The 25,418-nt window shown below is 56.4% G+C and carries 20 protein-coding genes; 17 read left to right on the top strand and 3 right to left on the bottom strand.

Annotated elements, in window-relative coordinates; translation table 11 throughout:
- Positions 1 to 2 precede the first annotated feature (2 nt).
- The 7 genes from GNX18_RS05735 (at position 3) to GNX18_RS05705 (ending at position 5,891) form a co-directional block, all read left to right on the top strand.
- Positions 3 to 671: an NADH:ubiquinone reductase (Na(+)-transporting) subunit D gene (locus GNX18_RS05735; protein ID WP_138234804.1), complete on the top strand. Its 669-nt coding sequence runs from the start codon at positions 3 to 5 to the stop codon at positions 669 to 671.
- 3 nt (positions 672 to 674) lie between these two features.
- A complete protein-coding gene (nqrE, locus tag GNX18_RS05730) occupies positions 675 to 1,283 on the top strand; it encodes an NADH:ubiquinone reductase (Na(+)-transporting) subunit E (RefSeq protein ID WP_166216095.1) in 609 nt (202 codons plus the stop codon).
- 27 nt (positions 1,284 to 1,310) lie between these two features.
- Positions 1,311 to 2,528, top strand: coding sequence for an NADH:ubiquinone reductase (Na(+)-transporting) subunit F (gene nqrF, locus GNX18_RS05725; RefSeq protein WP_371808098.1), 1,218 nt, complete (start codon positions 1,311 to 1,313; stop codon positions 2,526 to 2,528).
- Positions 2,529 to 2,534: 6 nt separating this feature from the next.
- The gene (locus GNX18_RS05720; RefSeq protein WP_166216092.1) at positions 2,535 to 3,623 is read left to right on the top strand and encodes an FAD:protein FMN transferase; all 1,089 of its coding nucleotides are present in this window, start codon (positions 2,535 to 2,537) and stop codon (positions 3,621 to 3,623) included.
- Positions 3,624 to 3,625: 2 nt separating this feature from the next.
- Positions 3,626 to 3,892, top strand: coding sequence for a (Na+)-NQR maturation NqrM (gene nqrM, locus GNX18_RS05715; RefSeq protein WP_138234646.1), 267 nt, complete (start codon positions 3,626 to 3,628; stop codon positions 3,890 to 3,892).
- Between the two features lie 137 nt (positions 3,893 to 4,029).
- On the top strand, positions 4,030 to 5,427 hold the full coding sequence (gene sthA, locus GNX18_RS05710; RefSeq protein WP_166216089.1) for a Si-specific NAD(P)(+) transhydrogenase: 1,398 nt from the start codon (positions 4,030 to 4,032) through the stop codon (positions 5,425 to 5,427).
- A complete protein-coding gene (locus tag GNX18_RS05705) occupies positions 5,424 to 5,891 on the top strand; it encodes a thioesterase family protein (protein ID WP_166216086.1) in 468 nt (155 codons plus the stop codon). Before sthA ends, GNX18_RS05705 begins: the two co-directional genes overlap by 4 nt.
- A 90-nt stretch (positions 5,892 to 5,981) precedes the next feature.
- On the opposite strand, the gene GNX18_RS05700 is transcribed toward GNX18_RS05705, so the two are convergent.
- Together GNX18_RS05700 and GNX18_RS05695 are read right to left on the bottom strand one after the other, a co-directional pair.
- Positions 5,982 to 6,338 carry a hypothetical protein gene (locus GNX18_RS05700; RefSeq protein ID WP_166216083.1) on the bottom strand — a complete coding sequence of 119 codons (357 nt, stop codon included), beginning with the start codon at positions 6,336 to 6,338 and terminating at the stop codon, positions 5,982 to 5,984.
- Between the two features lie 46 nt (positions 6,339 to 6,384).
- A complete protein-coding gene (locus GNX18_RS05695) occupies positions 6,385 to 6,684 on the bottom strand; it encodes a hypothetical protein (RefSeq protein ID WP_138234642.1) in 300 nt (99 codons plus the stop codon).
- 190 nt (positions 6,685 to 6,874) lie between these two features.
- On the opposite strand from GNX18_RS05695, the gene GNX18_RS05690 reads away from it, so the two are divergent.
- The 4 genes from GNX18_RS05690 (at position 6,875) to GNX18_RS05675 (ending at position 12,033) form a co-directional block, all read left to right on the top strand.
- Positions 6,875 to 8,506 (top strand): alpha/beta-hydrolase family protein, encoded by a 1,632-nt coding sequence (locus tag GNX18_RS05690; protein WP_166216080.1) that lies wholly within the window; start codon positions 6,875 to 6,877, stop codon positions 8,504 to 8,506.
- Between the two features lie 85 nt (positions 8,507 to 8,591).
- Positions 8,592 to 9,833, top strand: coding sequence for a lipoprotein-releasing ABC transporter permease subunit (locus tag GNX18_RS05685; RefSeq protein ID WP_166216077.1), 1,242 nt, complete (start codon positions 8,592 to 8,594; stop codon positions 9,831 to 9,833).
- Positions 9,834 to 10,022: 189 nt separating this feature from the next.
- On the top strand, positions 10,023 to 10,772 hold the full coding sequence (gene lolD, locus GNX18_RS05680) for a lipoprotein-releasing ABC transporter ATP-binding protein LolD (RefSeq protein WP_166216074.1): 750 nt from the start codon (positions 10,023 to 10,025) through the stop codon (positions 10,770 to 10,772).
- The gene (locus GNX18_RS05675; protein WP_166216071.1) at positions 10,765 to 12,033 is read left to right on the top strand and encodes a lipoprotein-releasing ABC transporter permease subunit; all 1,269 of its coding nucleotides are present in this window, start codon (positions 10,765 to 10,767) and stop codon (positions 12,031 to 12,033) included. Before lolD ends, GNX18_RS05675 begins: the two co-directional genes overlap by 8 nt.
- A 184-nt stretch (positions 12,034 to 12,217) precedes the next feature.
- Here the strand turns inward: GNX18_RS05675 and GNX18_RS05670 are convergent, their stop codons facing one another.
- On the bottom strand, positions 12,218 to 12,754 hold the full coding sequence (locus GNX18_RS05670) for a DUF2062 domain-containing protein (RefSeq protein WP_166216069.1): 537 nt from the start codon (positions 12,752 to 12,754) through the stop codon (positions 12,218 to 12,220).
- A gap of 423 nt (positions 12,755 to 13,177) precedes the next feature.
- On the opposite strand from GNX18_RS05670, the gene GNX18_RS05665 reads away from it, so the two are divergent.
- From GNX18_RS05665 to GNX18_RS05640, 6 genes are all read left to right on the top strand, one after another.
- Positions 13,178 to 13,888, top strand: coding sequence for a GntR family transcriptional regulator (locus tag GNX18_RS05665; RefSeq protein WP_240914256.1), 711 nt, complete (start codon positions 13,178 to 13,180; stop codon positions 13,886 to 13,888).
- 16 nt (positions 13,889 to 13,904) lie between these two features.
- Positions 13,905 to 14,783: a methylisocitrate lyase gene (gene prpB / locus GNX18_RS05660; protein WP_166216066.1), complete on the top strand. Its 879-nt coding sequence runs from the start codon at positions 13,905 to 13,907 to the stop codon at positions 14,781 to 14,783.
- Between the two features lie 302 nt (positions 14,784 to 15,085).
- The gene (prpC, locus tag GNX18_RS05655; protein WP_138234634.1) at positions 15,086 to 16,210 is read left to right on the top strand and encodes a 2-methylcitrate synthase; all 1,125 of its coding nucleotides are present in this window, start codon (positions 15,086 to 15,088) and stop codon (positions 16,208 to 16,210) included.
- Positions 16,211 to 16,846: 636 nt separating this feature from the next.
- Positions 16,847 to 19,459: a Fe/S-dependent 2-methylisocitrate dehydratase AcnD gene (gene acnD, locus GNX18_RS05650; RefSeq protein ID WP_166216062.1), complete on the top strand. Its 2,613-nt coding sequence runs from the start codon at positions 16,847 to 16,849 to the stop codon at positions 19,457 to 19,459.
- A gap of 153 nt (positions 19,460 to 19,612) precedes the next feature.
- Positions 19,613 to 20,827 (top strand): 2-methylaconitate cis-trans isomerase PrpF, encoded by a 1,215-nt coding sequence (gene prpF, locus GNX18_RS05645; protein WP_166216059.1) that lies wholly within the window; start codon positions 19,613 to 19,615, stop codon positions 20,825 to 20,827.
- 544 nt (positions 20,828 to 21,371) lie between these two features.
- The gene (locus GNX18_RS05640) at positions 21,372 to 25,313 is read left to right on the top strand and encodes a hypothetical protein (protein ID WP_166216056.1); all 3,942 of its coding nucleotides are present in this window, start codon (positions 21,372 to 21,374) and stop codon (positions 25,311 to 25,313) included.
- The last annotated feature ends 105 nt before the right edge of the window (positions 25,314 to 25,418 follow it).

Genomic DNA, 25,418 nt, shown 5'->3' with positions numbered 1-25,418 from the left:
GCATGAAGTTGAAAGACACTCTGCTGGAGCCGATTTTCAACAATAACCCCATCGCGTTGCAGATCCTCGGTATCTGCTCCGCGCTGGCGGTCACCAGCTCCCTGGCAGTAACCCTGGTCATGTGTATCGCGCTGACCACCGTGACTGCGTTTTCGAACATGTCGGTCTCCCTGATCCGCAAGCAGATTCCCAACAGCATCCGGATCATCGTACAGATGACTGTGATCGCCTCGCTGGTAATCGTGGTGGACCAGATCCTGAAGGCCTATGCGTTTGATATTTCCAAGCAGCTGTCGGTATTCGTTGGTCTGATCATCACCAACTGTATCGTGATGGGCCGCGCGGAAGCGTTCGCCATGAAGCACGGTCCCAAAGACAGCTTCCTCGATGGTATCGGCAATGGTCTGGGTTACAGTTTTATCCTGATCTGTCTGGCCGTTATTCGTGAACTGTTCGGTGCGGGCAAACTGTTCGGCCTGGAGATCCTGAACACCGTGAACAACGGTGGCTGGTATGTCCCCAACGGCCTGCTGCTGCTGCCGCCGAGTGCCTTCTTCCTGATCGGTCTGATCATCTGGGCTATCCGTACCTGGAAGCCGGGTCAGGTGGAGGAGCAAGAGTTCACCATTGCGCCCAATTCCAAAATGCCTGTGGCGCAACAGGAGGCCTGATAGATGGAACATTTTATTTCTCTGATCATTCGCGCCGTTTTCATTGAAAACATGGCGCTGGCCTTCTTCCTCGGGATGTGTACTTTCCTCGCGGTTTCCAAGAAGGTTGAAGCGGCGGTTGGCCTCGGTGTAGCGGTGGTTGTGGTTCTGACCATCACCGTGCCGGTGAACAACCTGATTTACACCTACCTGCTGAAAGACGGCGCGCTGGCTTGGGCCGGCTACCCGGACGTGGACCTGAGCTTCCTCGGCCTGCTGTCTTACATTGGCGTTATCGCGGCCCTGGTACAGATCCTGGAAATGTTCCTGGATAAGTATGTGCCGGCGCTCTACAACGCGCTGGGTGTGTTCCTGCCGCTGATCACCGTGAACTGCGCCATCATGGGTGCGTCTCTGTTCATGGTGGAGCGCGAATACAATTTTGGTGAATCTGTTGCCTACGGCTTCGGTGCCGGCGTCGGCTGGGCGCTGGCCATCGCGGCTCTGGCGGGCATCCGCGAGCGCCTGAAGTACAGCGACGTGCCGAACGGTCTGAAAGGCCTGGGCATCACCTTCATCACCGTTGGTCTCATGTCGCTGGGCTTCATGTCCTTCGGCGGCATCGATATCTAAGCGGGGAGGTCGAATAGTATGGAATTAATGGACATTTATTTTGGCGTTGGCATGTTCACCGTCATCGTGCTCGCACTGGTAGCCATCATCCTGGTTGCCCGTTCGCGCCTGGTGAACACCGGTGACGTCAACATCCTGGTTAACGGTGAGAAAACCCTCACCGTGCCGGCCGGCGGCAAGCTTCTGCAAACCCTGGCGGCCAACAACCTGTTCCTGGCTTCTGCCTGTGGCGGCGGCGGCAGCTGCGCACAGTGCGTGTGTAAAGTGCTCGAAGGTGGTGGCGATATGCTGCCCACCGAGGCTGCACACTTTACCCCGCGCGAAGCCAAGCAGGGCAAGCGTCTGTCCTGTCAGGTTTCCGTCAAGCAGGACATGAAGATCGAAGTGCCGGAAGAGGTGTTCGGTGTGAAGCAGTGGGAGTGCACTGTGGAATCCAACCCCAACGTGGCCACGTTCATCAAAGAGCTGACCCTGAAACTGCCGGAAGGCGAGAACGTGGACTTCCGCGCGGGCGGTTACGTCCAGCTGGAAGCGCCGCCCCACCACGTGAAATTCTCCGACTTCGATATCCAGCCGGAATATCGCGGTGATTGGGAACACTTCGGCTTCTTCAAGCTGGAGTCCAAAGTGACCGAGCCGGTAGTGCGCGCCTATTCCATGGCCAACTACCCGGAAGAGAAGGGTGTTGTTAAGTTCAACATCCGTATCGCCACGCCCCCGCCGCGCACCGAGGGTATTCCCCCGGGCCAGATGTCTTCCTATGTCTTCAACCTGAAGCCGGGCGACAAGATGCGCGTGTACGGTCCCTTCGGTGAATTCTTCGCCAAGGATACCGACAACGAAATGGTCTTCATCGGTGGTGGTGCCGGTATGGCGCCGATGCGCTCGCACATTTTCGACCAGCTGAAGCGTCTGCACAGCAAGCGCAAGATCAGCTTCTGGTACGGTGCGCGCTCTCTGCGCGAGATGTTCTACGAGGACGACTACAACGGTCTTCAGGAAGAATTCGATAACTTCCAGTGGCACATCGCGCTGTCTGATCCGCAGCCGGAAGACAACTGGACCGGATACACCGGCTTCATCCACAACGTGGTGTACGAAAACTATCTGAAGGACCACCCGGCGCCGGAAGACTGTGAGTACTACATGTGTGGGCCGCCCATGATGAACGCGGCGGTGATCAATATGCTGAAGAACCTCGGCGTAGAGGATGAAAACATCCTGCTCGACGACTTCGGTGGCTGATCGCGCATGAATGGAATTGCTTACGCTTCCACAAAAACAGGGCCGCTGTATTCGGCCCTGTTTTTGTTTGTGGCTTCCGGGTTTAACCGCGTACTGCGGGTTATCTTTATCCTCGCTCTGGTGGTTCTGGCATCCTGTGCGCCGGAGAAAACCACCTGGAAACTGTCTGGTCCCACTATGGGCACCGCCTACCACATCACGGTAACGGATGTGCCGCGGACCGTGATCAGGGCCGAATTGCAGTCCGCGATCGACGCGGAGCTGGCGGCGGTCAACCAGGAGATGTCTACCTACATTCCCGATTCGGAGCTGATGCGTTTTAACGACGCACCGGTGGGAGCGGCAGTGGAGGTTTCCGCTCATCTCGCGGATGTCATCGCGCGCTCGCTGGATATATACCGCCGCAGTGGCGGCGCCTTTGACGTTACCGTCGGCCCGCTGGTCAACCTGTGGGGTTTCGGCCCACTGCCAGAACCGGAAAAAATTCCCGCAGACAGCGATATTGAAGCGCTGAAGCAGGTGATCGGCTCCGATGCACTGCTGCTCGATGGCCGACACCTCAGTAAAACCCGGCCGGTCAAGGTTGATCTGTCCGCGATTGCCAAGGGGCATGGCGTCGACCGTGTGGCCGACCTGCTGGAAGCCAGGGGAATTGCCAATTACCTGGTGGAAGTGGGCGGTGAACTGCGCACGGCGGGTGTTAACCCCAGGGGAGCGGTCTGGCGCGTTGGGATCGAGCGGCCCAGTGCGGGGCAGGTGGTACAGGAACCGATTCAGGTAACCGGCAAAGGCATTGCCACTTCCGGCGACTACCGCAATTATTACGAACGCGACGGCAAGCGCTACGCGCACACCATCGACCCGCGCACTGGCCGCCCGGTGGAGCACAGGCTCGCATCGGTCACCGTCATTGCCGATACCTGCGCCGAGGCCGATGGCTTCGCCACCGCGCTGAATGTGATGGGTGCCGAGGCGGCGTTAACATTAGCGGAAGAACAGCAGCTCGCGGTTTTTCTGCTGGTAAAAACCGATACCGGGTTTGAAGAGCGCACCAGCAGTGCGTTCCAGCCCTATCTTGAAGGTCAGGGGAGGTAACCGTGACTATTTATATTCTTGCGTTCATTGCGATGATTCTTATCGTGGCCGGCATGGCCCTCGGCGCGATAGTCCAGAACAAGCCGCTCAAGGGTTCCTGCGGCGGTTTGAACAAAATCGGCATGAAGAAAGACTGCGATATCTGCGGTGGTGACGATCAGGAGTGTGAGAAAGAGCAGGAGCGCCAGCGCCAGGCCGCACTGGCGAAGGAAGCTGCGGGCAGCGATCTTGCCTACGATGCGAGCAAGAGCAGCCGCAAAGAATCCTGAGAAAGTATCTCTGGGCACCGCCGGGCGCCGCCAGGCGCACGCAGTACTCTTTTACAAGTGCCCTTTTGAGTAGTGAGCGCGCTGTTGGTGGCACCGCGCCTTGTTGAATTACCGATAAAAGAAAAGACAGAAGATAAATGGCAAACTCCAAGTACGACCTGGTAGTAATCGGCTCGGGCCCCGCGGGGGAGGCTGCAGCCATGAGCGCGGCCAAGAAAGGCCTGCGTGTCGCGGTGATTGAGCGCAGCCCTTCAGTGGGCGGGAACTGCACCCACAAGGGCACCATTCCCTCCAAGGCTCTGCGCCACTCGGTAAAGCAGCTAATGCGCTACAACACACAGCCCGTGTTTCGCGCTTTGGGCGAGCCGCGCCGCCTGACATTTCCGGAAGTCATGCAAACCGTCAATAAGGTGATTTCCTACCAGGTGGAAATGCACACCAGTTTCTACGCGCGCAATCGCGTGGATCTTGTCGTTGGTGATGCCCAGTTCAAAGACGCCAACAATGTCGTGGTGCAGCTGGCAGACGGCGCGCGGGAAATCATAAGCGCGGAAAAATTTGTCATTGCCACTGGCTCGCGCCCATACCGTCCGGCGGATGTGGACTTCAACCATCCGCGGGTCTACGACAGCGACACTATTCTGGATATGGCGCACACGCCGCAGTCCATCATCATCTACGGTGCCGGTGTTATCGGCTGCGAGTACGCGTCCATTTTTGCCGCCCTCGGCATGAAGGTGGACCTGATCAACAGCCGCAACCACCTGCTGGAATTTCTCGACGACGAGATTTCCGATGCCCTCAGCTACCATCTGCGGGATATGGGCGTGACCGTACGTCATAGAGAGGAGTACGCCAAGGTAACCGGCACAAATCGCGGCGTGACCATGGAGATGCAATCCGGCAAGCGGATTTCCGCAGACGCGCTGCTCTGGTGTAACGGCCGCTCTGGTAACACCGGCTCCCTCGGCCTGGAAAATGTCGGTCTCGAAGCCAACCACCGCGGCCAGTTGGCGGTGGACGATCACTACTGCACCACAGTGGATAATATTTTTGCCGTAGGCGATGTGATCGGCTGGCCAAGCCTGGCCAGCGCTTCCTATGACCAGGGGCGCGCTGCCGCAGACGCTATTGCCGGGCGCGACCACCGTGTTATTGAGGACGCGCCGACGGGTATTTATACCCTCCCGGAAATTTCCTCCGTGGGTAAAACGGAAAGCGAACTCACCAATGCCAAGGTGCCTTACGAAGTGGGCCGTGCACTGTTCAAACACACCGCGCGCGCGCAGATTTCCGGCGAACGTGTAGGTATGCTGAAAATTCTGTTCCACATCGAAACCCGTGAAATTCTCGGTATCCACTGTTTTGGTGCGGAAGCGGCGGAGATTGTGCACATCGGTCAGGCGATCATGAAACAGCCGGCGCCGAATAACCGAATAGATTATTTCGTCAATACCACGTTCAACTATCCCACCATGGCCGAGGCCTATCGCAGTGCCGCCCTGGATGGCCTCAATCGGGTAACTCGACTGTGACGGAACCTTCGTATAGCGAATTTTTCCAGTTGATCGAGGGCGTCTTTGAAGGCGTACCCTTTGTGCGCGAAATCGGCCTTAAGCTGCACGAGGTCGATTTCGAACAGCAGACGCTGTCCGCTAAATTTGCGCGCAAGCCACAGCTGATCGGCAATCATTTCCACAATATTCTCCACGGTGGTGTGATCGCCACCGCGCTGGACCAGGTCGGCGGTTTCACCGCGATGGTCGCGGCCTACCAGCGTATGGGCGGCGCGATTGACTGGGAAGAAAAGATCCAGCGCCTCACCCGTCTGGGTACGGTGGATATGCGAGTAGATTATTTAAAGCCCGGGCGGGGCGAGAGCTTTGTCTGTGGCGGCTCTGTGCTGAGGGTCGGGAACAAGCTGGTGGTGACGCGCATGGAGCTGCACAACGATGCAGACGAGCTGATCGCTACCGGCACCGCGACCTATCTCTACTGACGTGGAACATCTAATGCGCTCCCGCTGAAATGCGGTCTGCGAAGTAGCCCACCAGGCGGTGGGCATATCGGTGATCAGGGGTGGACCGGATTACACCCCGTCGGGGATCGACTTCATTTCCTCACAGGCAGCGGCGCGTTCGGCGCTGCTCATGTTTTTCCATCGCTCTTCCAGCAGGCGTTCACCTTCGGCAAAAGCTTTGTCGAAGGCCTCTTCCGTCATGGCGAGATTGGCGGAGTTCTTGCGCTGTTCCGCTTTCATCTTTTCAAGCTGCTCTTCCGTGTAACCGCCACATTTTTTGGCAGCGACATGCATTTGACCGCCCAGTTTGGCCAGTTTTTCACCCATGCCGCCCATTGGGTCGACTGGTGTCTGGGCGAATACGGCGCCCCCGGTCAGCAGCAGGCAGCAAAATGAAATTGTTTGAAACGCGCGAACAGTGGTCATGACTTCATCCCTGAGAGGTTACTGAAAAGTGGTTTCCGGCCCGGGCTCAGCCCTGGTGTTTGGCGACGGTGTGCAGAACCCGGTCGTTCTCGAAGTAAACGTAGAAAGCGCCGTACTCCCAGCGTGAGATTGCGGGCACTCCGACCGGGCCCTGGATATTGAGAGGCTCGCCCAGTTCCTGGGTCACCTGATCCTGCTTCTTGCCGCGCAGATGGGTTGCCTCGGCGACTTGCCCCTGGCTGCCAACGGGCACTTCGATCGTTTCAGCCTGAGCGACTGAGGCGGAAATAGCGATGCCGACGAGGCCGGCCAATGTGAGGTTGCGCAGGATGGAGGTTGAGAACATGTGGGCTCTCCCATTGATTTATTCGTGTTGCGGGGCATTAAAGCAGATATTTTGCCGAAACACGGGGCATTCTTCACGTTTTTCCTTTCCCTGGGCCGACGCAAGGCTGCGGTGCGCGGGTCGCGGCCAGTGCTGCTCGCCGGGCATGTGCTAGGCTGAAATTCGAACTTGACTCATCGGGCAGTCACGAATGCGGCTTACTCATTTCTTTTCTACAGCAGGGCTGCTGGTTGCGACGATCTTCTTTGCCCTGTCTCTGACTCCTTCGCTGATTCCTCGCGAGGGGGTGGTTCAGGGCGTTATCTCCGGCGTCTCTCTCGCGGCCGGTTACGGAGTGGGGGTATTCTTGCATTGGCTGTGGAGGTTTTTTGAGCTGCCATCCGCCGGGGCGCGGGCCAGCCGTATCCTGCGCTGGGTCACCGGGAGCTTCTGTGCCTTGCTGGCGGTGCTGTTTCTGTGGAATGCCGCCAATTGGCAGAACACCGTGCGCTCGCTGATGGGGCTGGAAGATGCACCCGGGGTGCGCCCGTTCACGGTCGCTGTAGTGGCACTTCTGGTGTTTCTGGTACTTGTCGCCATCGCCAAGCTGTTTCGGCACCTCTATTATTTCCTGTCGAGCAAGCTGGAGCGACGCGCGCCTCGCCGCATCTCAATGGTGCTGGGTCTGATTGCCGCCATTGTTCTGTTCTGGTCGGCGTTTAACGATGTCATTCTCACCGCGGCGTTAAAGCGCGTAGACCGAATTTATCAGCAGCTCGATGCCCGCATAGCGCCGGACATGCCCGAACCTACCGACCCGATGACACCGGGAAGCGCAGAGTCCCTGGTCCGCTGGGAGGATATGGGCCATCAGGGGCGACGCTATATCGCACTCGGCCCCAAAGCCGGAGATATCGAGGAAGTGACCGGCAGCGCAAAAGACCCGATACGCGTGTATGTCGGGCTGAACGCCGCGGAAACACCGGCGGAGCGTGCAGAACTGGCGCTGAAAGAACTGCTGCGTGTCGGAGGTTTCGAGCGCCCCTATCTGATCCTGATTACACCGACCGGCACTGGCTGGGTAGACCCAGGCGCCATCAATTCCATTGAATATCTATTGCGTGGCGATGTCGCCAGCGTTGCCGCGCAGTACTCGTATCTGCCGAGCCCGATCGCGCTGATGACCGAGGATGCGTACGGTCGCGAGACCGCCCAGGCGCTGTTTCGGACTATTTACGGCCATTGGAGCGGGTTGCCACACGAAACCAGGCCCAGGCTGTACCTGTTCGGGCTGAGCCTTGGCGCGCTCAACTCCGATCGCTCCTTTGATTTCTACGACATCATTAACGACCCATTTCACGGCGCTCTGTGGGCCGGCCCGCCGTTCCGCAGTGACACCTGGCGCGAGGTTACCGCAGACCGGGATCTGGGCTCGCCGGCCTGGCTGCCTATATTCCGCGATGGCGCCGTGGTGCGCTTCGGCAACCACTTTGGTGGCTACGAGAAGGGCAGTGCGGCGTGGGGGAATTTCCGTCTCGCCTACCTGCAACATGGCAGTGATCCGATCGTGTTCTTCGAGCCGGAGGCGGCCTACCGGATGCCGGCGTGGATGAAAGCGCCACGCGCCCCGGATGTATCGCCGGACCTGCAGTGGTATCCCATTGTCACCATGCTGCAACTGGCAATGGACATGCACGCGGGAATTGCCCCTATGGGCTTTGGCCACAGTTATGCACCGGCGGATTACGTGCACGCCTGGCACCAACTGGTGGCACCACCGGGGTGGGACGAGGCAAAGCTCAAGTTGTTGAATGAAAAGCTGCTCAAATGGAATCCGCGTTGATCGTTGTGGTCGAATGCAGCAGTTTGTGCCGGCAGCGCACGTAAATACTTGGATTTCTTGGCGTTTTTCCGCTTAAATCAGCCCCATGATAAAACCAGTTCCCCTCTATATCGGCCTGCGCTATGTGGCCGCCCGCCGACGGCAGCAATTCATTTCTTTCATCAATGGCTTCTCTCTGCTGGGTATGGCGCTGGGCGTTCTGGCGTTGATCGTGGTCACTTCGGTGATGAACGGTTTCGATCGTGAACTGAAGACCCGCATCCTGTCCGTGGTACCGCACGGTTTTGTGGAGAAAAAAGAGGGCCTCGAGGATTGGCCTGCCGTCGCGGGCAGCCTGCGCGAGCAACCCCATGTACTCGCCGCGAGCCCCTTTGTGCGCGGTTTTGCACTGCTCGGTGCCAACAATCAATCCCAGGGTGTGGAGTTCCAGGGGGTCGATCCAGTGGCCCTGCGGGAAGTGTCGGCCGTGGGTGAACATATGCTGATGGGCAGCCTCGACGGGCTGGAACCGCGCAGTTACCACATCGTCCTCGGACGTATTCTCGCCCGCCAGCTGGGCGTTATCCCCGGTGACAGCGTAATTCTCACCCTGCCGGAAGTGACCATAACGCCTGCCGGCATCTTTCCCCGCACCAAGCGTTTTACCGTGGCCGGGGTATTTTCCGTGGGCGCGCAGGTGGACCAGAACATGGCGCTTATGCACCTGGACGACGCCGCGCGCCTGCTACGCATGCCCGGCAAGGTGCAGGGGCTGCAGCTCAAGTTTGACGATATGAACAACGCCCTCGGCGTTGTCGAAGGCTATGCCGCTTCGCTGGGGGAGGGGTTTACCGGCGAGGATTGGAGCCACTCCCAGGGCAGCCTGTTCCAGGCGGTGAAAATGGAGAAAACCGTCGTCACCTTAATGCTGATGATCATTGTGGCGGTAGCCGCATTCAATATCGTATCCGCGCTGGTGCTGATGGTGGCCGACAAGCGCTCGGACATCGCCGTACTGCGCACCCTCGGCCTCACATCGCGCCAGATCATGGCGGTGTTCGTGGTGCAGGGCAGTGCGATTGGCATTATCGGCGCGGTGACTGGCGGCCTTCTCGGTACGCTGATTGCGCTGAACCTCACCGATCTTGTGTCCTGGATCGAGCATGTGGTGGGTGCGAAGATTTTTGATCCGCGGGTGTTTTTCGTCAGCTTCCTGCCCTCGGAATTCCGCGCCGCTGATGCCGTGATGGTGCTGAGTGCCGCGATCATCATGAGCCTGCTGGCGACCCTGTTCCCGGCCTGGCGCGCGGCGCAGATCGCGCCCGCCGAAGCACTGCGATACGAATAACCAACACTGCTGTAGGAGCCTGCCTGCAGGCGAACTTCCAGGCTTGGTGCCAAGCAGCCATCCCTGGAGCAGCGTCCGGCCCGGCCATCCATGGCCGGTCGCTGAAATGAGCAGCGAGCAGTGCTCGCTTAACGCTCATCTCAGCCCTGCAGGCAGGCTCCTACAGGTACACAAAAACTGAACCGATATATGAACAGCCAAGTGGAAATCCATCCCGAAGAATCACGCCCACAGGCCAGTGCGGAAGTGGTGCTCGCCTGCCACGGCCTCACCAAAACCTACCGCCAGGGCGCCAACGAACTGCAGGTGCTGCGCGGTGTTGAACTGCAGGTGCCGAAGGGCGAGCGCCTTGCCATTGTCGGCGCCTCCGGCTCCGGCAAATCTACCCTGTTGAACCTGCTCGGCGGGCTGGACACGCCGAGCACCGGCGAGGTGTGGGTGGGCGGCCAGAACCTGGCGTCGCTCAATGCCAACGAGCGCGGCTGGCTGCGCAACAGCAGTCTCGGGTTTGTGTACCAGTTTCACCATCTGCTGAACGAATTCACCGCGCTGGAAAACGTCGCCATGCCGCTGCTGATCGGCAAGCGTTCGGTGGCGGAGTCCCGCGCCCAGGCGCGGGAAATGCTGGAGGCCGTGGGCCTTGGCCAGCGCCTGGATCACAAGCCGGCGCAACTGTCCGGCGGTGAGCGTCAGCGCGTTGCCATTGCCCGCGCACTGGTGGCGCGGCCCGCCTGTGTGCTGATGGACGAACCCACCGGCAACCTGGATCGGGCCACCGCCAGGGAAATTCACAAGCTTATGGACCGCCTCAACGACGAAACCGGCATTAGCTTCGTTATCGTCACCCACGACCCGGATCTCGCCGGCGCACTGGACCGCTGCCTGCATCTTATCGACGGCCAGCTCACCGAAGACTGGCAGCAGGGCGATCATGTTTAGGCCGCTTCCCGCCTTTATCGGCCTGCGCTATGCCGGCGCCCAGCGCGGAGGCAACGACTCGGCTGGCCTGGTGTCGTTTATCTCCGGGCTCTCCATGATCGGCCTGATCCTGGGTGTGGCGCTGATGATTGTGGTGATGTCGGTGATGAACGGGTTCGACCGCGAACTGCGCGAGCGCATTCTCGGCATCATGCCCCACGCCACGGTCTACAACGCCAGCCCGGAAATCGACTGGACTGCAGTGCGCAATCAGGTGGCGGCAATGGATGGTGTCACCGCGGCGGCGGAGGTGTGGCAGGTCAATGGCCTTGCTCGCAACGGTCTCGAAGTTTCCCCGCTTCTGGTGCAGGGCGTGAATCCCGAGACCATCGTCAACGTATCGAGCATCGGCGAATTCCTGCAGCCCGGCAGCTTTACCGCGCTCACCAATGACCCGGCGGAACCCGGCATCATTCTGGGCAAAGGCATCGCCGACAAGCTGGAAATCGCGGTAGGTGAACAGCTCTCCATCATCGTTCCCCAGAGTGGCAATTCGGAATCCGGCGGCCGCGCGGCGGCGCAGCTGGCGGGCTTCCGGGTGGTGGATATTTTCCACTCCGGCACCGCGCTGGATCACTCGCTGGCACTGGTGGATTGGGCGCAGGCCCAGGCACTGGCCGGCGGCGCCGGTGGAGCCGGGGTGCAAATGCGGATGAAGGACATGCTGCGCTCGTTCGCAGTGTTCCAGAACCTGCTGCGCCAGTTGCCGGCGGAAGGCTACTACGGCAATGACTGGACCGGCACCCACGGCAATCTGTACCAGGCGATCCAGATGTCTCGCAATCTGGTCAGTCTGCTGGTGTTTCTGATCATCGCCATCGCCGCGTTCAACGTTGTGTCGACGCTGGTGATGGTCGTGATCGACAAACACGGGGACATCGCCATCCTGCGCACCATGGGTGCGAGCACCCGCGAAATCCTGCTGACCTTTGTGAGCCAGGGGGCTCTGGTGGGGCTGGTGGGGGTTCTCGTGGGTGGATTGCTCGGAGTCATCGGCTCGCTACTGGTCACCGATGCGGTGGCGGGGCTTGAATCCCTGTTTGGCATCCAGTTCCTTAAGTCTGACGTCTATCCGGTGGATTATCTGCCGTCGGAACTGCAGTGGGGGGATGTGGCGCTGGTGGTGGGGGCCGGGTTCCTGCTGAGCCTGATTGCCACCCTGTACCCGGCGTTACAAGCCAGCCGCGTGCAACCGGCGGCGGCCCTGCGCCAGGATTTCTGACCACTGTCATGCCGGGCTTGATCCGGCATTCAGGGCAGTGGTTTTGATCTACCTCCGTTCTGGATCCCGGCATGCGCCGGGATGACGTTTGCGGTACTCCGTCATGCCGGACTTGATCCGGCATCCAGTGACATACTGTCCGGCAACTTCTGGGTGGATCCCGGGTCGGGCCCGGGATGACAGGTTAATTGCCCTGATCGAGCTGCGTCTTGCGCAGCTCCAGCCGTGTCTTCCACCGTTTCACCACATGCCAACGCCAGATCCCCTGCATTGCAAAATAGGCGACAGCGGCAAAGAAAATGCCGCAGATCAGCGAGCCAAAAAACAGCGGCAGCCAGATTCGCCCAACCTCATCCCGCAACCACTCCCACGAAAGCTCGATCTCGAAGGGCTCCGGTGGTGCACCCAGAATCCACGCCCCCAGCTTGTAGGTGCTATAGAAAATCGCCGGCATGGTGACCGGGTTGGTAATCCACACCAGGGCCACCGACAGCGGCAGGTTGCAGCGGAACCAGAGTGCGAGCAGGGCGGCGATCAGCATCTGGCCGGGCAGGGGAAGGAAGCTGGTGAAGATACCCACGGCAAAGGCCACAGATACGGAATGCCGATTCAGGTGGAAGAGGTTAGGGTCGTGCAGCAGATTGCCGAGAAACCGCAGATTGTTATTGGCTCTTACTTGTTCGGGAGTCGGCAGCCAGCGCCTGATAATACTCTTAGGCATGATTTGAATCTGCTTGATACTCTCGACGTGTCATTTTCGATACGGATGGCCAGCGGCGCCAGCGGCGACGGCTATCCATAAGGATAGAGTGGCCAGGCGTGTTTATCCGCACCCGGGTCAGCGCGGGCGCTATTATGCCCATATCACTATTTCAAGACTACCATTCCGCTCCGTTGCGTTCTTTTTTGGTCGAACTTTGCAATTCGCAGGCCACAGCACAGAACTTGTGGGCTGCGCAGGGCGCGCACTGCAGCATGACCGTCCCGTCTTATTTTTCCCCGTACCCCGGCGGCTCCAATCTATCGCGCCGTATAGCCTAAATTTCCCAATGTGTTGACAAAAAATACGGTTGACGGCAAAAAAGTGGCAAATTAAGCTGGTCCAACCTAGAAATTGTCGACAATGTTGAGCAGGCTCACGACCGTGCAATCCGAAACCGCAATCAACACCACGGAAGCGGAGGTACCCAAAGGTACCCGCGGTTCCCAAAGTCTGGCTGACCGTCTTTTCCTCACCCTGCGCCGTGAAATTGTCGAAGGGCACATGGCTGCTGGCAGCAAGATCAGCGAACCGGAACTGGCGCGCCGCTTCGACGCCAGCCGCGGCAGCCTGCGCGAGGCGCTGATGCGGCTGGAATCCCTCGGCCTGTTAGAACGCCGGGTCAATGTCGGCGCCCGCGTGGTGGACCTCACCGAACGCGGGCTGCTGGAACTCTACGACGTGCGCGAAGCCCTCGAAGGCATGGCCTGCCGGCTCGCCGCGCAGAACCGCACGGAAGAAGACGTGGTAGAGCTGCGCCAGATGCTCGCCCGCCACGAACAACAGGAAGAACTCCAGGCCGGCACCGCCTATTACCAGCCGGAAGGGGATTTCGACTTCCACTTCCGCATCGTACAGGCCTCCAACAACGACCTGCTGATCGACACCCTTTGCAACCGGCTCTACTACCGCGTGCGCATGTACCGCTACCAGCTCGGCATGGCCAGCCCGCGCGCGCACCGCGCTTTCCGCGAGCACAGCCACATCATCGATGCCATCGAAGCCGGCGACGGAGAACTGGCGGAAATCCTGATGCGGCGCCACATCCGCGCGTCCCGCAGCAATATCGAAAACAAACTAGCCAAGCAGAATTGATGAGAGAAGACAGCTTATGAGCAGACCAGAATCCGCCGGCGCACGCTTCCGTCTGGCACTGAAAGAAAACCAGCCCCTGCAGGTCGTCGGCACCATCAACGCCTATACCGCCATCATGGCCGAGCGCATCGGCCACCAGGCCATCTATCTCTCCGGTGCCGGCGTCGCCAACGCCTCCTACGGCCTGCCGGACCTGGGCATGACCAGCCTCGACAACGTGCTGGAAGACGTGCGCCGCATTACCGCCGCCTCCAGCCTGCCGCTGCTGGTGGATATCGACACCGGCTGGGGTGGAGCCTTCAACATCGCGCGCACCATCAAAGAAATGATCCGCGCCGGCGCTGCCGCCGTGCACATCGAAGACCAGGTCGCGCAGAAGCGCTGCGGCCACCGCCCCAACAAAGAGATCGTCTCCAAAGAGGAAATGGTCGACCGTATCAAGGCCGCGGTAGACGCCCGCACCGACGATGACTTCTTCATCATGGCCCGCACCGACGCCTTCGCCCAGGAAGGCCTCGAAGCCGCCATCGAACGCGCCCAGGCCTGCATCGAAGCCGGCGCCGACGGCATCTTCGCGGAAGCGGTGACCGAACTCGAACACTACCGCGCCTTTAAAGACGCTTTGAACGTACCGATCCTCGCCAACATCACCGAGTTCGGTAAAACCAGGCTGTACAACAAGGCAGAACTCGCGGAATCCGGCGCCGATATGGTGTTGTATCCGCTGTCCGCGTTCCGCGCCATGAACAAGGCGGCGGAAAACGTCTATACCAGCATTCTGGCCAACGGCGACCAACAGGCCGTGGTAGACACCATGCAGACCCGCGCCGAACTGTACGACTACCTGAACTACCACGAGTTTGAAGACAAGCTCGATGCACTCTTCAAAAAGTAACGAGATGCACCCTGTAGGAGCCTGCCTGCATGGCTGAACTGAGCGTTTTGCGAGCATTGCTCGCTGCTCAGATCAGCGACCGGCCATGGATGGCCGGGCCGGAAACTGCTCCAGGGACGGCTGCTTGGCACAGGAGCTAAATTTTCGCCTGCAAGGCAGGCTCCTACAAAACCACAACGCCCAACCTCGTCATCCCGGCGCATGCCGGGATCCAGAACGGAGGTAGATCGAAGCCGCTGTACTGGATGCCGGATCAAGTCCGGCATGACGAAGTAAAACTTAAACTGATAGGGGAATTAACGATGGCAGAGAAAAAAGTTGGCGGAGCAGGCCTGCGTGGCCAGGTAGCCGGTAAAACCGCACTCTCCACCGTAGGCGTATCCGGCTCCGGCCTGACCTACCGCGGTTACGACGTAAAAGACCTCGCCGAAAACTGCGAGTTCGAAGAAGTCGCCTATCTGATTTTCTACGGCGAACTGCCCAACAAAGCGCAACTGGCCGATTACAAAGGCGTGCTGAAAACCCTGCGCGGCCTGCCACAGGCACTGAAAGAAGTGCTCGAACGCATCCCCGCCGACGCACACCCAATGGACGTCATGCGCACCGGCTGCTCCATGCTGGGCAACCTGGAAGGCGAAGAATCCTTCGCACAGCAGCAGGAAAAAGCCAACCGCCTGCTGGCCGCATTCCCGTCCATCATCTGTTACTGGTACCGCTTCAGCCACGACGGCGTGCGCATCGAAACCGAAACCGACGATGACTCCATCGGCGGCCACTTCCTGCACATGCTGCGCGACGAAAAACCGAACGCGCTGCACGAGCAGGTGATGAATGTCTCCCTGATCCTGTACGCCGAGCACGAGTTCAACGCCTCCACCTTCACCGCGCGCGTGTGTGCGTCGACCCTGTCTGACCTGTTCAGCTGCATCACCGGCGCCATCGGCTCCCTGCGTGGCCCGCTGCACGGCGGCGCCAACGAAGCCGCAATGGAACTGATCGAGCGTTTCTCCTCCGCCGACGAAGCGGAAAAAGAACTGCTCGGCATGCTCGAGCGCAAAGAAAAGATCATGGGCTTCGGCCACGCGGTCTACACCGAATCCGACCCGCGCAACGCCATCATCAAGCAGTGGTCCGAAAAACTCGCCGCCGACGTGGGCGACGACGTGCTGTACCCGGTATCCGTACGCTGCGAAGAAGTCATGTGGCGCGAGAAGAAGCTGTTCTGTAACGCCGACTTCTTCCACGCCTCCGCGTATCACTTCATGGGCATTCCCACCAAGCTGTTTACGCCGATCTTTGTAATGTCCCGCGTAACCGGCTGGGCCGCCCACGTATTTGAACAGCGCGCCGACAACCGCATCATCCGCCCAAGCGCGGAATATGTCGGCCCGGAACTGCGCAAAGTAACCCCAATCGCCGAGCGCTAATCCCCCTGTAGGAGCCTGCCTGCAGGCGAACAGCAACGAAGCACCGACCTGTTCGCCTGCAAGCAGGCTCCTACAGCGGAAACACCCCCGGGAACGCCGAGCGCAAGCTCCGCACAAAATTCGGGACCACCCCCTGTAGGAGCCTGCCTGCAGGCGAACAGCAACGAAGCGCGACCTGTTCGCCTGCAGGCAGGCTCCTACAGCGGAAACACCCCGGGGAACGCCGAGCGCAAGCTCCGCACAAAATTCGGGACCACCCCCTGTAGGAGCCTGCCTGCAGGCGAACAGCAACGAAGCACCGACCTGTTCGCCTGCAAGCAGGCTCCTACAGCGGAAACACCCCCGGGAACGCCGAGCCCAAGCTCCGCACAAAATTCGGGACCACCCCCTGTAGGAGCCTGCTTGCAGGCGAACAGCAACGAAGCGCGATCTGTTCGCCTGCAAGGCAGGCTCCTACAGCGGAAACACCCTCGGGAACGCCGAGCGCAAGCTCCGCACAAAATTCGGGACCACCCCCTGTAGGAGCCTGCCTGCAGGCGAACAGCAACGAAGCGCGATCTGTTCGCCTGCAAGGCAGGCTCCTACAGGGCCAACCCCAGCGAACACACAAAGCCAAGATTCACTTTGGTGAAATAGATGAATACCGAATACCGCAAAAATCTCCCTGGCACCGACCTCGATTATTTCGACACCCGCGAAGCCGTCGAAAAAATCCAGCCAGGCGCCTACGCCAAACTCCCATACACCTCGCGCATCCTCGCGGAAAATCTGGTGCGCCGCTGCGAACCACAAAACCTCACCGCAGCCCTGAAACAAATCATCGAACGCAAGCGCGACCTCGACTTCCCCTGGTTCCCCGCGCGCGTCGTCTGCCACGATATCCTCGGCCAGACCGCACTGGTGGACCTCGCCGGCCTGCGCGACGCCATCGCAGAGCAGGGCGGTGACCCCGCCAAAGTAAACCCGGTGGTCCCCACCCAGTTGATCGTCGACCACTCCCTGGCCGTCGAACACCCCGGTTTTGAAAAAAACGCGTTCGAAAAAAACCGCGAAGTGGAAGAGCGCCGCAACGAAGACCGCTTCCACTTCATCAACTGGACCAAAACCGCGTTTGAAAACGTCGACGTAATCCCGCCCGGCAACGGCATCATGCACCAGATCAATCTGGAGAAAATGTCTCCGGTGGTGCAGGTGAAAAACGGTGTGGCCTTCCCGGATACCTGCGTCGGCACCGACAGCCACACCCCGATGGTGGATGCGCTCGGCGTAATCTCCGTGGGCGTGGGCGGCCTTGAAGCCGAAAGCGTCATGCTCGGCCGCGCCTCCTACATGCGCCTGCCCGACATCGTCGGCGTCGAACTGACCGGCAAACTGCAGCCCGGCATCACCGGTACCGACATGGTACTGGCGCTGACCGAATTCCTGCGCCGCGAGCGTGTGGTGGGTGCGTATCTCGAATTCTACGGCGAAGGCGCCTCCAGCCTGAGCCTGGGCGACCGCGCCACCATCGCCAACATGACACCCGAGTACGGCGCCACCGCCGGCATGTTCGCCATCGACGAGCAGACCATCGACTACCTGAAACTCACCGGCCGCGACGACGCGCAGGTAGCCCTGGTAGAAAAATTCGCAAAAGAAACCGGCCTGTGGGCGGACTCTTTGAAAGACGCCGAATACGAGCGCGTGCTCAAGTTCGACCTGTCTTCCGTTACCCGCAACCTGGCCGGCCCATCCAACCCGCACGCACTGCTGCCGGTTTCCGAGCTGGCCAACCGCGGCATCGCTCAAGAAGGTTGGAGAGAGAAATGGGAAGAGAAAGAGGGCCTGATGCCCGACGGCGCCGTGATCATTGCCGCGATCACCAGCTGCACCAACACCAGCAACCCGCGCAACATAATTGCCGCGGGCCTGATTGCGCGCAACGCCAACAAGCTCGGCCTGACCCGCAAGCCCTGGGTGAAAACCTCCCTGGCGCCGGGTTCCAAAACCGTAAAAATGTACCTGGAAGAAGCCGACCTGCTACCGGAACTGCAGCAACTGGGCTTCGACGTGGTCGCGTTTGCCTGTACCACCTGTAACGGCATGAGCGGCGCGCTGGACCCGGTCATCCAGAAAGAAGTGATCGACCGCGACCTGTACGCTACCGCCGTACTGTCCGGCAACCGCAACTTCGACGGCCGTATCCACCCCTACGCCAAGCAGGCGTTCCTGGCTTCGCCGCCCTTGGTCGTCGCCTACGCCATCGCCGGCACCATCCGCTTCGATATCGAAAAAGACACCCTGGGTTACGACAAAGACGGCAACCCGGTCACCCTGAAAGACATCTGGCCGAGCGACGAAGAGATCGACGCGATCGTCAAACAGAGCGTGAAGCCCGAGCAGTTCCGCGAGGTCTACATCCCGATGTTCGATCTGGAAAAGAGCGCGGCAGAGAAGGGCGACCCACTATACAGCTGGCGCCCGCAAAGCACCTACATCCGCCGCCCACCGTACTGGGAAGACGCGCTGGCCGGTGAGCGTGCGCTGAAAGGCATGCGCCCGCTGGCGGTGCTGGGTGACAACATCACCACCGACCACCTGTCGCCGTCCAACGCGATCCTGGCCAGCAGTGCCGCCGGTGAATACCTGGCGAAAATGGGCCTGCCGGAAGAGGACTTCAACTCCTACGCGACCCACCGCGGCGATCACCTCACCGCCCAGCGCGCCACCTTCGCCAACCCGAAACTGTTGAACGAAATGGTGCGCAACGAAAACGGTGAAGTGAAGCAGGGCTCCCTCGCTCGCGTCGAGCCGGAAGGCCAGGTCACCCGCATGTGGGAAGCCATCGAAACCTACATGGACCGCAAGCAGCCGCTGATCATTATCGCCGGCGCCGACTACGGCCAGGGCTCCTCCCGCGACTGGGCCGCCAAAGGCGTGCGCCTAGCCGGTGTAGAAGCCATCGTCGCCGAAGGCTTCGAACGCATTCATCGCACCAACCTCATCGGCATGGGCGTGCTGCCGCTGGAGTTCCTGCCGGGCACCACCCGCACGACCCTCGGCATCGACGGCACCGAAACCTACGACGTGACCGGCGACCGCACCCCAGGCACAACCCTGACCCTACTCATTCACCGCAAAGACGGCGAAACCGTAGAAGTCCCGGTCAAATGCCGCCTGGACACCCAGGAAGAAGTCTCCATCTACGAAGCCGGCGGCGTCCTACAACGCTTCGCCAAAGACTTCCTGGAAGCCGAAGCCAACGCGTAATTTGCACCACCTGTAGGAGCCTGCCCGCAGGCGAACAACCACCCACAAAGCACCCGTAGGAGCTTGCTTGCAAGCGAACAGCCACGAAGCACCAAACTGTTCGCCTGCAGGCAGGCTCCTACAACCAAGAACAAGTTTCCCGCGAGACTAAAAATGACCTCCGCCCCCCAAATCAAAATCCCCGCCACCTACATGCGCGGCGGCACCAGCAAAGGCGTGTTCTTCCGCCTGCAGGACCTCCCGGAATCCGCCCAGGTCCCAGGCGCCGCGCGCGACAACCTCCTGCTCCGCGTAATCGGCAGCCCCGATCCCTACGGCAAGCAGACCGACGGCATGGGCGGAGCCACCTCCAGCACCAGCAAAACCGTCATCCTGTCCAAAAGCGAGCAGCCAAACCACGACGTCGATTACCTGTTCGGCCAGGTCTCCATCGACAAGCCATTCGTGGACTGGTCCGGCAACTGCGGCAACCTCACCGCCGCCGTAGGCGCCTTCGCCATCAACAGCGGCTTCGTCGATGCCGAGCGCATCCCACAAAACGGCATCTGCACCGTGCGCATCTGGCAGGCCAACATCAAGAAAACCATCATCGCCCACGTGCCCATCACCAATGGGGAAGTACAGGAAACCGGTGATTTCGAACTGGACGGCGTCACCTTCCCGGCGGCCGAAGTGCAGATCGAATTCATGGACCCGGCGGATGGCGAAGGGGCCATGTTCCCCACCGGCAACCTGGTGGACGATTTGGAGGTGCCCGCTGATGTTGTGAAAGGGGGCACCCTGAAAGTCACCATGATCAACGCCGGTATCCCGACCATCTTCGTCAACGCCGCGGATATCGGTTACACCGGCACCGAGCTGCAGGAAGCCATCAACGGTGACGACAAGGCCCTCGCCATGTTCGAGACTATTCGTGCTTATGGTGCGAAGGCCATGGGCCTGATCGAAACGGTGGAAGAGGCAGCGGCTCGCCAGCATACCCCCAAGGTCGCGTTCGTCGCGGCACCCAAGGGCTATGCGGCATCCAGTGGCAAGCAAGTGGATGCGGGTGAAATCGACCTGCTGGTGCGCGCCCTGTCCATGGGCAAACTGCACCACGCCATGATGGGCACCGCCGCCGTCGCCATCGGCACCGCCGCCGCCATTCCCCGCACCCTGGTCAATCTGGCCGCGGGGGGAGGGGAGCGCAGCGTGGTGAACTTCGGCCATCCGTCCGGCACCTTGCGGGTGGGTGCGGAAGCGGAAATCGTCAATGGGCAGTGGACGGCAACCAAGGCCATTATGAGCCGCAGTGCGCGGGTTCTGATGGAAGGGTGGGTGCGGGTTCCGGGGACTGCTTTTAGTTCGCCATGCAGAGGAAGCTGCTAATAGCGGTGTGAGCTGTCTAAGCTGACATTGAAAGTCGAAAAAGCGAGCCTCAATTGAGGTTCGCTTTTTTATATGTGCCGTTCGCTGATTAACATTTGGCCGAAGTGCATAATTTAACCTACGATCACAGCGTTATTCAATCACGAATTCAGTGAGCAGAATCCATGTCATTGACTTAAATCAGATTTCAAATACTATCGGGTCCAGAAATATTTGACGGAGATATCAGTATCCTTCGTCGAAAGGTGATGCATACACTGCATATGAATAAAAATCTCCACCCTTTGTGGGAATCAATTGCCAATACGAAAACGCGCCAGGAAACTGTAATCGAGTTGGATATGCGAGTTTTAGTCAATGTATATCGCCTCGCGGTAGTAATGTGGTGCGTCACTTGTGTAAGGTTAATTTGATTGGGTGAAAGAGGTGCCCAATTGGTGATCTGACTCCATTTGTCGAGAAGTGAGTCAAAAGGAATTTTTTCCCCAATTTAGTATTTAGAAACTTAAATGTGGCCTGGGACGAAATTTTTTAAGGAATTTCGATGACGGAAAAAGTTGTATTTGTCCATGGATTCATGGGGAATATGAAAAGTACTTGGGGGAAGTTTCCTCAGTTGTTGGGCGCGGATCCAGACATAAACTGCAACATCGCGCAGTACGGATATTCCACATGCTATTTACCGCTAATTGGAGTGAGTCCAACGATTCACCATTTGGCTGAGGGGTTGCTAACAGAAATAGAAAGTCGGTATGACCTAAAAAAAGATAGCATAGTTTTAGTGGGTCACAGTTTAGGTGGTCTAGTAATAAGGAAGATGCTGTTAAACCTGCACATGAAAGGTGAAAAGCATAATATTAAAAAGTTGTGCTTTTATGCGGTCCCTCAAGATGGAGCTGGTTTGGCAAGCTTGGCTAGTAAAATTGCTTTTAGGAATAATAAGCTAAAAGCTTTGTGTAAAGATTCTAGCTATGTTGAAGAAATGAATGATGCATGGTCTTATGCAAAGTTGAATAACCATTTTGATATCCTAAGTGTTTTTGCTGGACGGGATGCAATTGTTAAATCAAACAGCGTAAAAAGCATCTTTCGCGAGCATCCTGTGAAAAGCATACCCGACGCAGGCCATATTAATATAGTCAAACCAAAGTCGAGTGAAGATATTTCCTTTAGAGTTCTTAGGGATTTCATAAAAAAAAAGAAGAAAATAACCGATAGTATTCCTGATGTTGCAAGGACATTTAAAGAGTGGAGGAGGTTTGATAGGCAACACGCGTTGAATTATGTTGAGGATGAAGCCAGAAAATCTGCCTTTCAGGCTTTAGTTGAGGCTTTTGAAAGTGAAAAGCCTTTAGTAAGGTTGTCCGGGCTTTCAGGGCTAGGAAAAACCAGGTTAATTATTGAATATATAAACCGATTCAAAATAGCGGAGGATGAAATTCTAATTTTTGACGCTTCTCAGAATGAACGTCAAATCTTTGAAAGCGTCAAGTCTACCGTAGATGCAGGTTGTACGGGCTTAGTGATAATAGAGGCATGTGAGGTATTGTTTCACGATAGGCTTGAAAAGCTTTTTGATACCGCGGAAAGCATGCTTAAGGTTATTACTGTCGGTTTTTATCATGACCGCGTTCACAGTTCAGCGCATATCAAATTGGAGCGGCTTCACGAAGATGAAGTAAAAAAGCTAATTGGCTCAATACTACCAGATGCGGATAATTCTAAGGTTGAGAGAATAAGGAAGTTTGTAGAGGGCTTTCCTTTACTTGCAGAAATGATCACAACCCAATTATTGGAAGAGGGAAGTATTCAAGCCAATTTTACAGAAAGAGATTTGGTAGAAAAACTTATAAACGGGGATGGAAATCTTGCGGATGAAAGCCGAGAGTTACTGAAAGTTTTTTCTTTATTTGATTATTTCCAATATACCAGTATTCACAAGGGTGAATCTGAGTCGCCAATTGATTTCTTGAATAGAATAGCCGGAACTAGTAGTCGATCTTTTGATCAGGTGATTACTCAATTTTCTGAAAAAGAGATTATAAATTGTACTGGGGTGTTCGCTAGATTAGTCCCGAAGCCTCTGGCATTAAATCTTGCTGTTGAATGGTGGGAGAGCAGTCTGTTTGAGCGACAAGCCGATCTTATCTCCAATATCCCTTCAGCTATGTTTGAGAGCTTTTGCACACAGATTAAGTATCTTGATAGTTCAGCAAACGTGCAGTCGTTTGTTGAAAGCTTTCTGGAGGAGGCGCGCCCTTTCGGCCAAGCGGAATTGTTGTTTTCTAAGAAGGGTTCTCGGCTCTTCCGCTCTTTAGTTGAAGTGAACCCCAGTGCTACAAGTGAAGCTTTATATAGAATTTTTCAATCATCAGATGATTCTGTTATTTCGGATATCAAAGGTGATGTTCGACGTAACCTGGTTTGGTCATTGGAAATGCTTTGCTTCCATAAGTCCTATTTTGAGAAGGCTGCGTGGTGTTTGTTCAAGCTCGCTTGTTATGAAAATGAGTCGTTTAGCAACAACGCTATAGGTCAGTTTGCGCAACTTTTTAGATGGCAGCTTTCAGGGACTGAGTCTGACTTTGATCAGCGACTAAAACTTTTAAATAGAGCGCTTTCACTTAATAATAAGAAATCTGACTTAGTACTTATTGAGACAATAAAGACAGCAATTTCTGCCCACGGTGGTACCAGAATTGTTGGAGCAGAATTTCAGGGAACTAAACCTGAGTTGAAAGAGTGGCTGCCTAGTACCTATGAAGAAATATATCACTATTGGGGAGAATTGTTTTCAATTCTAATGGCACTTGCAGAGAAAGAGCATGCTTTAGAGAAAGTTAGAAAGGTTGTCGGAAATGGAGTTCGTGGGCTGGTTAGATTTAATTTCACAGATACTCTTGATGATACAATCACAAGGCTGATCGAAATTGGGGGTAAATATTGGCCAGAGGCAAGTCGGTCGATTGTTCATGTTCTGGAATATGACGCTGAGGATATGCCTCAAGATAAATTGGATGCAATTTACAAGTGGCAAGCCTTATTGTCGCCTGATAAGGATAATTTTAAAGAGCAGATTACTTTAATTGTGCTTGATCCTTCTCGTGAGTTTTTCAAAAACGAAGAGGGGGAGTTTGTCGATGTGGCTGAAAAGGATGCTGTAGAGTTTGCGAACTCTATACGATCACTAGATGAACTATATGAAAATATAGAATTCATTCTATTGTTTGGGGAGCAAAAACAATCAAGAGTTTTTGGTCGAGAGATTGCAAAAAAATTCTTCGGGCTGGAGACTGAAAAACTTTTTAATTTAATTAAAAGAGTGTTGGCTAAGCTGGATAACGCTAGATTTGAATTTGTTTCAGGATTTCTTTCAGGTATATATGTTTGTGATAGTAATCTTTGGGTCGATTACGTAACGGTATTCGCATCAAAAGAAGAACTGGTTAAGCATTATCCGAGTGCGGTTCGTACAGGTGTGTGCTCGATGGAGCAGTTAAATACCCTTGTTAAATTAATTAGAGAAGGGAATCTAGAAGCATATAATGCTACTTTCTTCGCTTATGGTGGAGCAGTAAATCACCTTTCCGAAGAGCAGGTGATATATTTTTGTAATGAGTTGTCTGAGCTTGGTCCCCAAGCGGCCTGGGCTGCGCTAGACATATTGAACATGTATATTTTCGGTCGTGATGACTATGACTTTGATAAATTGCGGCCTCAATTTGAGGCGTTAATCCTTAATGTATCTTTTGTACAAGAAAATAAGGTGCGCAATCATGATGGTTACCATTGGCTAAAGTTAGTTGAGAAACTGCTAAAAAATGACTCGCCTCAATTCGCTCGGCGTTTGGTCGCGTTCTTAGTTGACCAGGTGAAAAGCTTCGAAATTGATTTTTCAGACTTGTGGGATATTTTGCATCCAGCATTGTATATGGCATTTGAGCGTTATGCGGAAAATATATGGCCTGAATTTAGTGAAGAAGTGCTTTTGATTACTGATGCGAGACAGTGTTTCAAACTCCGAGAACTGTTCGGCAGCGCTAGAGAAGGTAGAAAGAAGACTAATAGTATTTTCACTTTAATTGATAGTAATGTTGTAATTGAATGGTGCAAGAATAGAAGTGCTTTAATGTATGTCATCAGGTCTCTGAGGCTTTTCGACAAAGTTAAAGTGGAAGATGGTGCCTCTGACAATGATAAGGATGAATACGTAAAGGCCCCCAATAGTTTATTTGTTGAGTTGGTGGATGTGTTTGGAAAAAATGCGGACTTTCTAAGTGAGGTTGGAGCAAATTTCCACAGTCGATCGTGGACGGGATCAATAATTCCTGGGCTGGAAGATGATAAGGCTGCATTAGCGCCAATGCTGGATCATGAGTCGGAAAATGTTCGGCAGTGGGCTAAAGAATTCATCGATATGATTGATAGAGATATCGCAATGAACAAAAAGAGAGAGTCGGAGGAGGAGTTTGCCAGAGGCATATGATGGCTAAATAAATAGAGTCAGATCAAAATAAGTGGGGTCAGATCAATATCTTGGCGTCTATTTTGTTTATGACATGTGGTACCAAAATGGTAATCTGACCCCAAT

Origin of the sequence: Microbulbifer sp. SH-1, from assembly GCF_011326135.1 — a bacterium.
Classification (GTDB): Bacteria; Pseudomonadota; Gammaproteobacteria; order Pseudomonadales; family Cellvibrionaceae; genus Microbulbifer; species Microbulbifer harenosus.
Note: the sequence above shows the minus strand (reverse complement) of the source record. Positions and strands in the feature narration are given on the sequence as shown.

Excerpts from the sequence above, each read along its gene's own strand:
- GNX18_RS05735 (WP_138234804.1), top strand. The coding sequence starts at position 3 with ATGAAGTTGAAAGACACTCTGCTGGAGCCGATTTTCAACAATAACCCC.
- nqrE (WP_166216095.1), top strand. The coding sequence starts at position 675 with ATGGAACATTTTATTTCTCTGATCATTCGCGCCGTTTTCATTGAAAAC.
- nqrF (WP_371808098.1), top strand. The coding sequence starts at position 1,311 with ATGGACATTTATTTTGGCGTTGGCATGTTCACCGTCATCGTGCTCGCA.
- GNX18_RS05720 (WP_166216092.1), top strand. The coding sequence starts at position 2,535 with ATGAATGGAATTGCTTACGCTTCCACAAAAACAGGGCCGCTGTATTCG.
- sthA (WP_166216089.1), top strand. The coding sequence starts at position 4,030 with ATGGCAAACTCCAAGTACGACCTGGTAGTAATCGGCTCGGGCCCCGCG.
- GNX18_RS05700 (WP_166216083.1), bottom strand. The coding sequence starts at position 6,338 with ATGACCACTGTTCGCGCGTTTCAAACAATTTCATTTTGCTGCCTGCTG.
- GNX18_RS05695 (WP_138234642.1), bottom strand. The coding sequence starts at position 6,684 with ATGTTCTCAACCTCCATCCTGCGCAACCTCACATTGGCCGGCCTCGTC.
- GNX18_RS05690 (WP_166216080.1), top strand. The coding sequence starts at position 6,875 with ATGCGGCTTACTCATTTCTTTTCTACAGCAGGGCTGCTGGTTGCGACG.
- GNX18_RS05685 (WP_166216077.1), top strand. The coding sequence starts at position 8,592 with ATGATAAAACCAGTTCCCCTCTATATCGGCCTGCGCTATGTGGCCGCC.
- lolD (WP_166216074.1), top strand. The coding sequence starts at position 10,023 with ATGAACAGCCAAGTGGAAATCCATCCCGAAGAATCACGCCCACAGGCC.
- GNX18_RS05675 (WP_166216071.1), top strand. The coding sequence starts at position 10,765 with ATGTTTAGGCCGCTTCCCGCCTTTATCGGCCTGCGCTATGCCGGCGCC.
- GNX18_RS05670 (WP_166216069.1), bottom strand. The coding sequence starts at position 12,754 with ATGCCTAAGAGTATTATCAGGCGCTGGCTGCCGACTCCCGAACAAGTA.
- prpB (WP_166216066.1), top strand. The coding sequence starts at position 13,905 with ATGAGCAGACCAGAATCCGCCGGCGCACGCTTCCGTCTGGCACTGAAA.
- prpC (WP_138234634.1), top strand. The coding sequence starts at position 15,086 with ATGGCAGAGAAAAAAGTTGGCGGAGCAGGCCTGCGTGGCCAGGTAGCC.
- acnD (WP_166216062.1), top strand. The coding sequence starts at position 16,847 with ATGAATACCGAATACCGCAAAAATCTCCCTGGCACCGACCTCGATTAT.
- prpF (WP_166216059.1), top strand. The coding sequence starts at position 19,613 with ATGACCTCCGCCCCCCAAATCAAAATCCCCGCCACCTACATGCGCGGC.
- GNX18_RS05640 (WP_166216056.1), top strand. The coding sequence starts at position 21,372 with ATGACGGAAAAAGTTGTATTTGTCCATGGATTCATGGGGAATATGAAA.